The organism is Kitasatospora sp. NPDC051702, from assembly GCF_040681575.1.
GTDB lineage: Bacteria > Actinomycetota > Actinomycetes > Streptomycetales > Streptomycetaceae > Kitasatospora.
Map to the genome: position 1 here is coordinate 59,469 of NZ_JBFAZB010000003.1, position 13,529 is coordinate 72,997.

At 71.6% G+C, this 13,529-nt stretch carries 12 protein-coding genes; 5 read left to right on the plus strand and 7 right to left on the minus strand.

The features are described 5' to 3' along the window. Positions 1-7 precede the first annotated feature (7 nt). The 3 genes from AB0N04_RS03785 to AB0N04_RS03795 all read left to right on the plus strand — a co-directional run bounded on the left by AB0N04_RS03785 (position 8) and on the right by AB0N04_RS03795 (position 3,767). Positions 8-1,618: an MFS transporter gene (locus AB0N04_RS03785; protein WP_360214600.1), complete on the plus strand. Its 1,611-nt coding sequence runs from the start codon at positions 8-10 to the stop codon at positions 1,616-1,618. Positions 1,619-1,783: 165 nt separating this feature from the next. Beyond that, positions 1,784-2,422: a TetR/AcrR family transcriptional regulator gene (locus tag AB0N04_RS03790; protein ID WP_360214602.1), complete on the plus strand. Its 639-nt coding sequence runs from the start codon at positions 1,784-1,786 to the stop codon at positions 2,420-2,422. 289 nt (positions 2,423-2,711) lie between these two features. Continuing rightward, positions 2,712-3,767 carry an endonuclease/exonuclease/phosphatase family protein gene (locus AB0N04_RS03795; RefSeq protein ID WP_360214604.1) on the plus strand — a complete coding sequence of 352 codons (1,056 nt, stop codon included), beginning with the start codon at positions 2,712-2,714 and terminating at the stop codon, positions 3,765-3,767. 26 nt (positions 3,768-3,793) lie between these two features. Here the strand turns inward: AB0N04_RS03795 and AB0N04_RS03800 are convergent, their stop codons facing one another. After that, a complete protein-coding gene (locus tag AB0N04_RS03800; protein WP_360214606.1) occupies positions 3,794-5,548 on the minus strand; it encodes an NAD+ synthase in 1,755 nt (584 codons plus the stop codon). A 174-nt stretch (positions 5,549-5,722) separates the two neighbouring features. On the opposite strand from AB0N04_RS03800, the gene AB0N04_RS03805 reads away from it, so the two are divergent. Then, the gene (locus AB0N04_RS03805; protein WP_360214608.1) at positions 5,723-7,084 is read left to right on the plus strand and encodes a glutamine synthetase family protein; all 1,362 of its coding nucleotides are present in this window, start codon (positions 5,723-5,725) and stop codon (positions 7,082-7,084) included. 75 nt (positions 7,085-7,159) lie between these two features. Here the strand turns inward: AB0N04_RS03805 and AB0N04_RS03810 are convergent, their stop codons facing one another. The 6 genes from AB0N04_RS03810 to AB0N04_RS03835 all read right to left on the minus strand — a co-directional run bounded on the left by AB0N04_RS03810 (position 7,160) and on the right by AB0N04_RS03835 (position 12,256). Next, positions 7,160-8,437 carry a site-specific integrase gene (locus AB0N04_RS03810; protein WP_360214610.1) on the minus strand — a complete coding sequence of 426 codons (1,278 nt, stop codon included), beginning with the start codon at positions 8,435-8,437 and terminating at the stop codon, positions 7,160-7,162. A gap of 3 nt (positions 8,438-8,440) precedes the next feature. Next, entirely contained in the window at positions 8,441-8,668 is a 228-nt protein-coding gene (locus tag AB0N04_RS03815) for a helix-turn-helix domain-containing protein (protein WP_360214612.1), read from the minus strand. 266 nt (positions 8,669-8,934) lie between these two features. Beyond that, positions 8,935-10,929, minus strand: coding sequence for a DUF3987 domain-containing protein (locus AB0N04_RS03820; protein WP_360214614.1), 1,995 nt, complete (start codon positions 10,927-10,929; stop codon positions 8,935-8,937). A gap of 87 nt (positions 10,930-11,016) precedes the next feature. Then, entirely contained in the window at positions 11,017-11,286 is a 270-nt protein-coding gene (locus AB0N04_RS03825) for a hypothetical protein (RefSeq protein ID WP_360214616.1), read from the minus strand. A gap of 17 nt (positions 11,287-11,303) precedes the next feature. Beyond that, entirely contained in the window at positions 11,304-11,666 is a 363-nt protein-coding gene (locus AB0N04_RS03830; RefSeq protein WP_360214618.1) for a hypothetical protein, read from the minus strand. Beyond that, positions 11,663-12,256, minus strand: coding sequence for a hypothetical protein (locus AB0N04_RS03835; RefSeq protein WP_360214620.1), 594 nt, complete (start codon positions 12,254-12,256; stop codon positions 11,663-11,665). Before AB0N04_RS03835 ends, AB0N04_RS03830 begins: the two co-directional genes overlap by 4 nt. A 156-nt stretch (positions 12,257-12,412) precedes the next feature. Between AB0N04_RS03835 and AB0N04_RS03840 the strand changes: the two genes are divergently transcribed. Next, complete coding sequence (locus AB0N04_RS03840) at positions 12,413-13,465, plus strand: hypothetical protein (protein WP_360214622.1); 1,053 nt, start codon at positions 12,413-12,415, stop codon at positions 13,463-13,465. Positions 13,466-13,529: the final 64 nt, after the last annotated feature.

Below are 13,529 nucleotides of genomic sequence, written 5' to 3' on the forward strand. Positions count from 1 at the left end.
AAGACCAATGACCACCGCAGCCGCGCCACCCCGCGTGCCGGAAGCCATCCACCGTCGGCGCTGGGCGATCCTCTGCACCCTGGTGCTCGCCCTGCTCGTCGTCGTCCTCGACAACTCGATCCTCAACGTCGCGATGAAGACCATCGCGACCCCCGCGCCGGTCGGCCTCGGCGCCAGCCAGAGCGACCTGGAATGGTCGATCAACTCCTACACGCTGGTCTTCGCCGGGCTGCTCTTCACCTCCGGCCTGCTCGGCGACCGCTTCGGGCGCAAGCGCGCGCTGCTCGGCGGCATGGTGGTCTTCGGCATCGCCTCGCTGCTCTCCTCGATGGCCGCCTCGCCCGGTGAACTCGTCGGCTACCGCGCCCTGATGGGCGTCGGCGCCGCCCTCGCGATGCCCGCCACGCTGGCCATCATCATGAACGTCTTCGAGCGCTCCGAGCAGCCCAAGGCGATCGGGATCTGGGCCGGCGCGGTCGGCCTGGCCATCGCCATCGGCCCGATCACCGGCGGCGTGCTGATCGAGCACTTCTGGTGGGGCTCGGTCTTCCTGATCAACGTCCCGATCGTGATCGTCGCGGTGATCGCGATGGTGGTCCTGGTGCCCGAGTCCAAGGACCCGAACCCGGGCAAGCTGGACCCGGTCGGCGTGCTGCTGTCGATCATCGGCCTGGTCGCGCTGATCTACGGCATCATCAAGGGCGGCGAGCTCGCCGACTTCACCGCCGTCGAGGCCTGGGGCCCGACCCTGGTCGGCCTGCTGGCGCTGGCCGCCTTCGTCTGGTTCGAGGGCCGCACCCGCTTCCCCGCGCTGGACGTCACCTGGTTCCGCAACAAGGTGTTCAGCGCCTCCGTGGTCGTCGTCGGCGTGGTCTTCTTCGCGCTGATGGGCGTCTCCTTCTTCGGCGTCTTCTACACCCAGAGCGTGCGCGGCTACAGCGCGCTGCAGGCCGGCCTGCTGATGCTGCCGCTGGCCGTCGCCCAGCTGCTGTTCGCGCCGCGGGCCCGGCTGGTCGTCGACCGCTTCGGCGTCGCCGCCACCGCCGCCGTCGGCATGCTGCTGATCGCGGCCGGCTTCGTCGGCTACGCGCTGCTCGGCGTCGCCACGCCGATCTGGGTGCTGATCGTGCTCGGCCTGCTGATGGGCACCGGCATGGCGCACGTCATGCCGCCGGTCACCGTCGCGATCATGGGCTCGCTGCCCCGCGAGAAGGCCGGGGCCGGCTCGGCCGTCAACAACACCTTCCGCCAGGTCGGCGGCTCGCTCGGGGTCGCCGTCCTCGGCGCGGTGCTCTCCACCGTCTACCGCGACCACATGTCCGACACGCTGAACCAGCTGCCCGCCGAGCTGCGCGACAAGGCCGGCGAGTCGCTGGAGGCCACCCTGGCCATCGCCGGGCGGATGGGGCCGAAGGGCGCCGCCCTGGTCGCCCCGGCCGACGACGCCTTCATCAGCGCCATGCACGTGGTGGCCTCGCTGTCCGCCGGCATCACGGTGGCCGGCGCCCTGATCGCCTGGTTCCTGCTCCCGCGCCGCTCGGCCGCCCCCGGCGGACCGGCCGGGCAGGGCGCCGACCAGCCCGACCACAGCCGCCCGACCGTCCCCGCGGACGCCTGATCCGCGGTTGAACTGAGCGACAATGGGCCCTGCCACCCGGATGAACCCCCGGGTGGTGGGGCCGTGGTCCAGGGCGGCGGCCACCCGCGGGCCCGGCCCACGGGCCACCACCGGACGACGAGCGGCGCCCGCGCGCCACGCGGACAGCGAGGGAGAACAGCGGGGATGACGACGGACACCCCGGCCGCAGGGACCGCACGACCCTGCGTCGCCGCCCGGCGCGGCCGACCGCGCAGCGAGGCCGCCGAACAGGCCATCTTCACCGCCGTCGAGGACCTGATGGCGGGCGGCACCACGCTGTCCGACCTCACCATCGAGGGCATCGCCACCGCGGCCGGCGTCGGCAAGGCCACCATCTACCGGCGCTGGCCCAACAAGGAGGCCCTGCTGGTCGACGTGGTCAGCCGGCTGGAGGTGCCGATGCCCGAGCCGACCGGCGGCACGGCCCGGGACGACCTGGTCGAGATGGTCGACTACATGCGCCGGCGCGGCCTCGCCAAGCGCAGCCGCTGGGTGCTCAAGGCCGCCTTCGGTCAGATGCACGGCCTCCCCGACCTGTACAAGGTGTACCGCGAGCGGGTGGTCAGGCCGCGCCGGGAGGCCGCGCTCGACCTCATCCGCCGGGCCGTCGACGAGGGCGTGCTCCGCGCCGACCTCGACGTGGAGCTGCTCGGCGACCTGCTGATGGGCCCGATCCTCTACCGCAGCATCCTCTGGGACGACTCCGACCTGGAGGACCCGGACCTGGCCCGCACCATGGTCGACTCACTGCTGGAGGGCCTCGCGCCGCGCGCCGCCTCCTGACCCCGGGCACCCTGGCCCCCGTGCGCCCGGACCCCCGCCGACCGTCCACCGACCGCCCGGACCCCCGCCGCCGGGCCGCCCGCCGACCGTCCACCGACCGCCCGGCGGCGCCCGACGTGGCCTGGCTCACCAAAGAGGGCCGCGCCGGAACCCGCTCCGCCGGGCCCCGCGTCTGTCCCGGCATAGGCTGAGCCGGTATCCGAACGAACCGGCACCGGTCCGGCACACGCCCGTGAACCCGCGGGCCGGACCCCGGAGCGGCGGACGGCACGACAGGCGGGAGCCACGGATGACGCAGGCGGACAGGACCGACCGGACCACGGCCGCGGAGCGGGGGGAGCAGGACGCCCCGGAGCCCGTCGACCGTCCCGGAGGATTCCTGGGCCTGCGGCACTGGGGCCGGGACGGCCGCGGCAGCACCACCTGGCGCCGCGGACTGGTCGTCGCCGCACTCGCCGTGCTCACCGCCGCCCTGCTGGCGTTCCACGCCGAGGTCCCCAACAGCGTCGGCAACCTCGGCAGCCTGCTGGAGACCTTCCTGCCCTGGCTGGGTCTGGCCGTCCCGGTGCTGCTGGTGCCCGCGCTGCTGCGCCGCTCCGCCACCGCGCTGATCGCCCTGCTGCTGCCCGTCGCGATCTGGCTCAACCTGTTCGGCGGCCTGCTCAGCGACAAGAACGGCGGCTCCGGCGACTTCACGGTGGTCAGCCACAACGTCGCCGCCGCCAACACCGACGTGCCCGGCACCGTCCGCGGGCTGGTCGCCTCGGGCGCCCAGATCATCGCCCTCCAGGAACTGGCCGGCAAGCCGCTGCACTCCTACGAGACCGGGCTCGCCGAGGCGTACCCGTACCACGCGGTGGAGGGGACGGTCGGCCTCTGGTCGAAGTACCCGATCAGCGGGGTCTCGCCGGTGGACCTCAGGATGGGCTGGACCAGGGCGTTCCGGGCCCAGGTCGCCGCCCCGCAGGGCCCGGTCGCGGTGTACGTCGCGCACCTGCCCTCCGTGCGGCTGAAGGCCGAGGGCGGCTTCACCGTCCACCAGCGGGACGTCAGCGCGCAGGCGCTCGGCGACGCGATCCAGGCCGAGCAGGTGAAGAAGGTCCTGCTGCTCGGGGACCTCAACGGCACCATGAACGACCGCAGCCTGGCGCCCGTCACCTCGCAGATGCGCTCGGCCCAGGGCGCCGCCGGGGACGGCTTCGGGTTCAGCTGGCCGGCGGCCTTCCCGATGGCCAGGATCGACCAGATCATGAGCAAGGGCGGCCTCAAGCCGGTCGACTCCCGCACCCTGCCCCAGGACGGCAGCGACCACCTCGCGGTGGCCGCCACCTACCGGTTCCAGTAGCCCCGGCCGCCGTCCGCGGGACGGTCTCAGCCGCGCCGCCAGCGGTTGGTGATCGGCAGGCGGCGGTCCCGGCCGAAGTTCTTCACCGAGATCTTGGGGCCCGGCGGGTACTGCCGCCGCTTGTACTCGGCGGTGTCCACCAGCCGGACCACCCGGTCCACCACGGCCGGGTCGAAACCGGCCGCGACGATCGCGTCCCGGCCCTCGTCGCCCTCGATGTAGCGGTCCAGGACGCTGTCCAGCAGGTCGTAGTCGGGCAGCGAGTCGGTGTCCTTCTGGTCCGGCCGTAGCTCGGCGGACGGCGGCTTGGAGATGGTGTTCTCCGGGATCGGCGGCACCTCGCCGCGCCGCTCGGCCTCCTCGTTGCGCCAGCGGGCCAGCCGGAACACCAGGGACTTGTAGACGTCCTTGATCGGCCCGTACGCGCCCACCGAGTCGCCGTACAGGGTCGAGTAGCCGACGGCCAGTTCGCTCTTGTTGCCGGGCGCGAGCACGATGTGCCCCTCCTGGTTGGAGATCGCCATCAGCAGCGTGCCGCGCAGCCGGGACTGCAGGTTCTCCTCGGCCAGGCCGGTCAGTTCGGTGGCGGCCACGTACGCGTCGAACATCGGCGCGATGGAGACGGTCCGCAGGTGCAGGCCGGTGCGGCGGGCCAGTTCGGCCGCGTCGTCCCGGGAGTGCTGGGAGGAGTAACGGCTGGGCATCGAGACGCCGTACACGTTCCCGGCGCCGATCGCGTCCACCGCGATCGAGGCCACGAGCGCCGAGTCGATGCCGCCGGAGAGGCCGATCAGCACCGACCGGAAGCCGTTCTTGGTGACGTACGCCCGGGTGCCGGAGACCAGCGCGGCCCAGATCTCGGCCTCGTCGGACAGCCGCGGCGCGACCCCGGCGGCCACCGGGAGGGCGGGTGCGTCCCGCGGGCCGCCGTCCAGCTCGGTGCGGACCAGGTGCAGCCCGTCGCTCAGCAGCAGGCCGTCGGTGTGGTCGCTGCTGGCGGCCGGCAGGTCGAGGTCCAGCACCAGCAGGTGCTCCTCGAACTGCGGGGAGCGGGCCAGCACTTCGCCGTCCGCGCCGACCACGATCGAGTCGCCGTCGAAGACCAGCTCGTCCTGGCCGCCGACCATGTTGACGTACGCCAGGGTGCAGCCCGCCTCGGCGGCCCGGCGCCGGACCAGCTCCAGCCGCTGGTCGTCCTTGTTCCGCTCGTACGGCGAGCCGTTGACCACCAGCAGCAGCCCGGCCCCGGCCTCGCGCGCCGCGGTGACCCGGCCGCCGTCCTGCCAGATGTCCTCGCAGACGGCCAGCGCGACGTCCACCCCGTGCACCCGCAGCACCGGCAGCTGGTCGCCGGGGACGAACCAGCGGTACTCGTCGAACACGCCGTAGTTGGGCAGGTGGTGCTTGGCGAAGCGGGTCACCACCTCGCCCCGGTGCAGCACGGCGGCGCAGTTCTGCGGGGACCCGGCCGGGCGGCCGAAGCGCGGCGAGGCGTGCTCCGAGCGTCCGAGGTAGCCGACCACGACGGGCACCTCGCCCAGTCCGCCGGCCGCCAGGCGCCCGGCCAGCCCGACCAGCGCGGTGCGGGACGCCTCGACGAAGGAGCGGCGCAGGGCGAGGTCCTCGACGGGGTAGCCGGTCAGGACCATCTCGGGGAAGGCGACCAGCTGGGCGCCGGCCGCCACGGCCTGCTCGGTCCAGCGCACCACCTCATCGCTGTTGCGGGCGATGTCACCGACCCACGGGTCGATCTGGCTCAGGGCGAGACGGAGATTGGGCATGCCCCGAGTGTAATCGTCGATCTGACGCAATGTGCGGTCCGAGGGGGCGGAACGGGGGTCGGCGCTGCCGTCCGGGCCGGTGATCGGCCATGATGGGGGCAGTCGCCTCCGGAGGTCTCCCGAGGGTTCTCCGGGCGTAACACGAGCGTAAAGAGCAGAGGTGAGACTGTCCCCATGGGCAAGCAGCAGCAGTTCGTGCTTCGGACGCTCGAAGAGCGTGACATCCGGTTCGTCCGGCTCTGGTTCACCGACGTGCTCGGGTTCCTCAAGTCGGTGGCGGTGGCACCGGCCGAACTGGAACAGGCCTTCGAGGAAGGCATCGGCTTCGACGGTTCGGCGATCGAGGGCTTCGCCCGGGTCTACGAGTCCGACATGATCGCCAAGCCGGACCCGACCACCTTCCAGATCCTGCCGTGGCGCTCCGAGACCCCCGGCACCGCCCGGATGTTCTGCGACATCCTGATGCCCGACGGCTCGCCCTCCTTCGCGGACCCCAGGTTCGTGCTCAAGCGCACCCTGGAGAAGGCCTCCGACCAGGGCTTCACCTTCTACACCCACCCCGAGATCGAGTTCTTCCTGCTGAAGAACCTGCCCGGCGACGGCACCCCGCCGATCCCCGCCGACCAGTCCGGGTACTTCGACCACACCCCGCGCGGCGTCGGCCACGACTTCCGCCGCCAGGCCATCACCATGCTGGAGTCGATGGGCATCTCGGTGGAGTTCTCCCACCACGAGGGCGCCCCCGGCCAGCAGGAGATCGACCTGCGCTACGCCGACGCGCTGTCCACCGCCGACAACATCATGACCTTCCGTCTGGTCATGAAGGAGGTCGCGCTGGAGCAGGGCGTGCACGCCAGCTTCATGCCGAAGCCCTTCTCCGACCACCCGGGCTCCGGCATGCACACCCACCTCTCGCTGTTCGAGGGCGACCGCAACGCCTTCCACGAGACGGGCGCCGAGTACCAGCTCTCCAAGGTCGGCCGCTCCTTCATCGCCGGCCTGCTCAAGCACGCCGCCGAGACCGCCGCCGTCACCAACCAGTGGGTGAACTCCTACAAGCGCATCTGGGGCGGCTCCCAGCGCACCGCCGGCGCCGGCGGCGAGGCCCCCTCGTACATCTGCTGGGGCCACAACAACCGCTCGGCGCTGATCCGGGTGCCGATGTACAAGCCCGGCAAGCAGGGCTCCACCCGGGTCGAGGTCCGTTCCCTCGACACCGGCTGCAACCCGTACCTCGCCTACGCCGTCACCCTCGCGGCCGGCCTCAAGGGCATCGAGGAGGGCTACGAGCTCCCGCCCGGCGCCGACGACGACGTCTGGGCGCTCTCCGACTCCGAGCGCCGCGCCCTCGGCATCCAGCCGATGCCGCAGAACCTCGGCGAGGCGATCGACCTGATGCAGCGCAGCGAGCTCGTCGCCGAGACCCTCGGCGAGCACGTCTTCGACTTCTTCCTGCGCAACAAGCGCCAGGAGTGGGAGGAGTACCGCTCCGAGGTCACCCCCTTCGAGCTGCGCAAGAACCTGCAGGTGCTGTAACCGCAGGTCAGAGCACATTTCCGGGCGAGTGAGGGCCCCGGGTCGGCGATGTCGTGTCGCCGACCCGGGGCCTTCTCACTCGCCCGGGGCCGTCTGGGGGCCGTCAGCGCCCGGATCGGTGGTCCATCCGAGGGTTTCGTAGAGCTTGTCCACGGCCCGGCGCGTGCGGCCGTCACTGCTCGGCATCAGGTGGGTGTAGACGCGGAGCGTGAAGCCCGGGTCGGTGTGCCCGAGGTACCCGCTCAGCGCCTTCACGCTCTCGCCGGCGTCCAGCAGGACGGAGGCGTAGAAGTGCCGGAGGGCGTGCATCCCGTCCTCCCGGGACGCCTGGTGCCGCTTGCCCTTCTCGGGGGCCGGGATGACCCCGGCCTCGACGAGAGCCGGCTTCCAGGCGTAGGTGTTGAAGTCGCTCCGCCGGACGGAACCGCCCTCCGCCCGGGAGAACAGCAGCAGCTTGGTGACCGGCGAGCCGTCCGGCGTCAGCCATGGCAGGGTGACCTCCGCTGGCGGGAACGCCTCCATGTGGGCCTTGAAGACCTGTCCGACCCGCTCCGGCAGCGGTACGTCCCGCACCTTGCCGCGCTTCGGCGGCGCGAACACCAGGCGCCCCCCGATGTCCTTGACCTGGTAGCCGACGTGCAGCCACCCCGTGTCGAACCCGATCTCGTCCACGGGGAGACCGAAGATCTCACCCTGCCGAAGCCCGCAACCCCCGCCGGCGTCGGCCATGGCCTGGTAGCGCTCAGGCAGTCCGGCCCGGACGGCGGTGACGCGCTCGGGCGTCCACGGCCGGACGCGGCCCGGGGCGCGGCTGGGGGCGGTGACCGAACGGGAACGGCAGGGGTTCGAGGTCCGCAGCTCGTCCTCCACCGCGGCAGTGAAGATGCCCGAGACGTTCCCGAAGATGACCCGGCGGTAGGAGGAAGCAGGGACCGCCTTCTCCAGCTCGGCCAGCCACTCCCTGATGTGCGACGGCCGGAACGAGTCCATCGGGCGGGCGCCGATGTAGGGAATCGCGTGCCGCCGGATCTGCGCGTGGACGGACGAGCGGGTGGCGAGGTCGGTGTTCTGGGACGCCAGCCACTTCTCCGCGAACTGCTTGAAGGTCGTGCGGGCGGCCTTCGGGTCGACGTACTGGCCGCGGGACATGTCGGCCTCGATCCGGGCCAGCCACTCGTCCGCCTGGCGCTTCTGGCGGTCGGGGAAGCTCTTGCTCTTTTCGGTGCCGTCGGGGCCGACGTAGCGGGCGCGGTAGCGCAGCCCGATGCCGTAGCGCTCGGTGCGCACGCGGCGAGACTTGCCGTCGGGGCCGGGTTCGGTCTTGTACCAGCGGTCCTGGATGTGTCCGGCCATGGGTCAGGCAGCCTCTTCTCCGTTGTGCGCCCATTCGGCGACGGCGGCGGGGTGGTAGCGGACGTGCCGACCGACACGGAAGCCGGGCGGGCCGGTGCGCTTGCGGCGCCACTGGTAGACGGTCTCCAGCGGAACCTTGAAGATCCGGGCGATGTCCTCGGGTTCGAGGTACGCGTCCGGGAGGGGGCGGATGTTCGAGCCGGTGCCCGTGCTGCGGCCCTTCGAGGGCATGGCGAAGCCTCCGTTGGCGAGTACGGATGGTGGTTGCAGTGCGTGATGGCCCCTGTGTGTGGACGGGGATTGGGGCCGGAAAGCGTCAGGGATGTCAGGACAAATCGTTGACCTGGGGTTTTGGCTCCTGGCAGGGCGTCAGGGATTGTCAGGGATGTCAGGGAAAAGCGCCGACGCCGGGTTTTTCCTGACATCCCTGACAATCCCTGACGCCGTGTCCGGGGTCGTTTCTGCTGGTCAGGGATTTGTCCTGACATCCCTGACGGTTACGGGGCTTCCTCTCCGTCCACGGGCCTCTCGATGGCGGGGTGGACACGGTACGTAGCGGCCTGGGGGCGCCCTCGCTGGCCGGTCGCGGTGTGCTGGTCGGCGCGCAGGTAGCCGTGCTGTTCGAGGAGGGCGAGGGCGGGTTCGACGTCGGCGACCTTCTTGAACCGGCGGCTGCTGGCGACGGCGTCGTGGGCCTTGATGTGGGTGCGGTGGGCGCCGTCCTTCTTCGGCCGCTGGAGCCATTGGAGGATGGCGTGGGCGTCCTCGGTGGCGGGGTCGGCGGCGATGAGGTCGAAGACGGCGAGGGTGTGGGCGGTGTAGTAGTCGGCGATCTCGGCGGCCCGCTCGACGGTCGCGGCGTCCAGATCGGCCCGCCAGGCGCCCTGGTCCTGGTCGGAGGCGATGTGGTCGGCGAGGTGGAGCAGGACGGCGATGCGGGCGATGTGGCCGACGAGCTTGCCGGCCCAGTCCTTGATGTGGGCGAGCGGCTGGTCGGGCCGGAGCTGCACCTCGACACGCTCCTGCAGCTTCTCGACGGCGAGGTCGGCGGCCTGGTCCATGAGGACGACCACGGGCTCGGTGAGGTCGGTCATGGCGCGGAGCAGGCGGGTGAGGTTGCGGTCGTAGGCGTTCGCCACTTTGTCGGGGATCGGGTCGGTGCGGATCTTGCGGTAGCCGAGGTTGGAGGGCGGGAGGGAGTAGAGGAAGCGGGCGAGCAGGCCGCGGTCGCGGGCGCCGGGGGCGGAGCCGAGTTCCTGGAGGACGGCGGGCTGCGGGGTGGCGCCGATGGTGAGCGCGGGCTTGTCGACGGTGGGCTGTTCGCGGGTGATCCGGTCGGCCTGGAGGCGCTCGCCCTTGTGGGCCTGGAGGAACACGCCCAGGTTCGGCTTGCTCGAGTAGCGGCCGACCATGCTGTCGAACAGGTCACCCTCGGGGCTGAGCGCGGCCAGGCACCGGTGGACGGCGAGTTGGCTGGTGACGGTCTCCGGGGTGATGTCCCCGGACAGGGTCAGGCGCGGGTTCGGCGGGACGATGATCTGTTCGGCGAGCATCTTGGCCGCGGCGATCTCGGCGACGAGCTGGGTGCGGTCGGTGTCGGGGTTCTTGCGGGCCTTGGCCATCAGGGCGTCGACCTCGGCGAGGGCTGCGTCGCGGGCGGTCTCGGCCTCGATGATGGCGGCCTTGGCCTCGGTCTGGAGCTCGGCCTCGACCTTGTAGACGGGGCCCATGGTGAAGGCGAACACGTCGGATTTGCGGCTGGCTGGGGGCATCGCGCAGGTCAGGTAGAGGTTGGACTGCTCGCGCCAGCCGGGCCGGATCTCCACGTTCACCCGGCCGCCGGCGGCGGTCGACAGCGCGGCGAGGGCCATGGTGGCGGACGCGTCGGGCGGGGTCTGGGTGAACTCCGCGACGGCTTCGACGTAGGCGCCGACCCATCCGGGCAGGGCCTTCACGGGGAAGGTCGGCAGGCCGGTGTGGGAGCCGAGGGGAACGGGGTCGAGCCAGGTGTCACCCGCGGCGAGGTCGGCGAGTACTGAGAGGGCGGCGGTGCGAACGGCCTCCAGGTCGGCCTGGTCGTCGCCGGCCATGTGGGCCAGGCGGCTGGTGTTCGTGCCGATCCGGCGTCGCTCGGCGGCGGTGCGCACGATCTCGGCGTAGTAGTCGCCGTTGGCGGCGGTGGGGGTGGCCTCGATGCAGGTGTGCAGGTAGCCGGGCCCGCCGACGCGGCCGAGGTCGCCCTGGGCGCGCAGGACGCCGGTCAGCAGCAGCGGGTCGACCGGCCGCTCGCCGCCGGCCATGCGGGTGATGGCGCGCCAGATCGTCTCGTGGGCGGGGTGGTGGAAGGCGCCGGGGTCGCCGAGCTGGGCGGCGAGCGCGGGGATCTGGGTGGGGTCGAGCAGGGCGGAGCCGATGACGGCCTGCTCGGCGGCCTTGACCTCGGCGGGCTCGGGGCGGAACGGGATCACGTTCGGCGCGTACTCGGTGCTCAACGCGGGCTCCTTTCGTGCGGAGCAAAGCGGGGCGGCCCGAGCCCGGGATGAGGGTGTCGGGCGCGGACCGCCCGACAGTGGGGGAGGTCAGAGGTCGAGCGGGAGCTGTCCGTCGCAGACGGCGGCCGGGGCGGGCGGCAGCAGGGCGTCGAGGGCGGCCTGGTGGTCCGGGTCGGAGAGCAGGCAGATGACGCGGCCGTCGGTGGTGACGAGCCACTCGGGGTCGTCGCGGACGGTATCGATGGCGGACTCGCGGGTGGTGCAGTGGATGGCGCACTCGTCGTCGTGGTCGGAGCCGAACACGGTGGCGCAGACGTCGCAGACGGCGACGTGGCAGGTGACGGTCTTGATGGGCACAGGGTTCTCCCGGCGGGTCAGAGGTCGAAGAGGGAGTCCGGCTCGGCGGCTGGGAGAGCGGCCTGTCGGGCCTTGTCAGCGACACGGTGGGTGGCCTGGTGGCAGTACTCGCACCAGGCGGCCAGCTCCCGTTTGGGCAGGGCGGCGGCGCGGTGCGGGGGCAGCAGGAGCGCGGCCGGGTCGGCTGGCGCGGCGAGCAGGTGCACCCAGCCCCGCCCCTGCTTCGTCTGGTAGGTGCCGTGGACGGCGGGACACCGGCCGCCGTCCTTTTCGTGGGACTTGCCGCAGGTGCCGCGGCACTGGCAGCGGCCCGCGGCGGCGGCCAGGACGGCCCGCCACAGTCCTTCGGTGTCGCCGAGCGGCGGGACGCGGCTGGTCACGACGTCGCCCCGAGCAGGGCCGCGACGGCCGGGCCGCCGAGCTGGTTGATGTGCTCGGCGAGCCGGGCGACCGTGTGCTTCGCAGTGCGGGTCAGCTCCGTGCGGGGCAGGGGCGTAACCGGGGCGGGCAACTCGTTGGCGGGGATGGGCAGGAGGACGTCGGCGGTGAGGGTGAGCACCGAGTGCTGGCCGGGAAGCGGCTCGACCTTGGCCGACCAGGGGCCGCACTGGTAGCAGTCGCTCTCCCAGTCCAGCCACCGGCCGTTCCCGGGGTGGGTGTTGAGAACGTGGTGCGGGACGGGGACGGTGATGCGCACCACCAGGTCGGTCGGGTTGTCCTCGGCCGGAGTGGCGGTGACGGCGAGCAGGTCGGGGCGGATGCGCACGTAGCCGGGTGCCATGGTCGGGGCGGTGGCGACGGTCCAGACGAGGGCGGCGAACTCCGCCCCGGAGATCCGGCAGTCGCTGTCATCGAGCTCGTCGGCGTGGTGGTCGAGGTAGGCGCCGAAGCGGCTTTGGCCGTTGGAGGCGTGGCGCTGGTCGTAGCCGTCGTCGATGACGGCGAGCGTGAAGCGGTCGAACTCGGGCATGCTAAACCTCTGGTCTCTGAGAAGGGGATCGGAGTGCCCCGTGGCAGCCGTTGTTCCGGCCAAGGTGGACGGCTGCTGCGGGTCTTCGCGTTGGAGAGTCGGAAGCGGTTGGCGGACGTGAACGGGCCTGTCAGCGTTGACGGTTAGAGTCCCGGCATGGCGAACCATGACCTTGAGCTTGTTCCGGGGTTGCTGACCACCCGGGCGGAAGTAGCCGCAGCCTTTGGAGGCGCCCGCTACGGCGGTATTGAGCCGGCGGTCGACTCCGACATGGTGCTCGTGTACTCCGACCCGAAGGTCGGCGAGCTGCACGGCTACACCTTCGATGGCCAGGCTGAGGATGACGACCGCGGGCCGTTGTACCTCTACACCGGCGAGGGGAAGACCGGGGACCAGGCGTTCACAGACGGAAACAAGGCGCTCCGGGACCACGCCAAGGACAACCGCACGGTGCAGCTGTTCGTGGCTGATGGGAACGTGATCGACCCGATCACTGGCAAGAAGAAGAAGGGCAAGCGGCAGCGCTACATCGGGCAGATGGTCGTGGACCCCGACGAGCCCTACGAGTGGCGGCGCGCGCCCGGCACGGATGGTGCGGAGCGGTGGGTGATCGTGTTCCACCTGAGGCCGGACCTGCAGGCCACGTTCCCGCCGGTGTTCACACCGGCGGACGCGATCCCTCCGGCGACCGGGCACGTCGTCGTGGACCTCGACACCGAGACGGAGCCTGAAACCGACGCCGAAGCTGAGGACGCGGTGCCTGCGGGCCCGTCGTCGTCGCAGGTCGAGACGGAGGAGCACTTCACCGATGAAGCGGTGACGAACATCCCCGGTGGCCAGCGGACCATCCAGCGTCGGGAAGGCCGGCTGACCCAGGCCTACAAGGCCCACCTGGTCGCTGTTGGCCACACGGTCAAACGATTCCAGATCTCGGTGCCGGGCGTGGCCACTACGCTGAAGACGGACCTGTACGACGTCACCGACAACGTCCTCTACGAGGCTAAGGGAACCGTGCGTCGCGACGACGTACGCATGGCCATCGGGCAGCTCTTCGACTACCGGCGCCACATCGACTCCCCCGAAGGTCTGCGGCTTGCGGTCTTGCTGCCGGGTGACCCGGGTAAGGACCTGCGCGCCCTGCTCGACACGCTCGGCATCGCCCTGGTGATCCGCACCGCTGACGGATTCGAGGGCCTCCCCTTCAGCTGACGGGAAGTGGTGGCCTGCGGCTGTCGTCGCTACAACGCAGCGGCGGCCTGGCCAAGACCGGCGG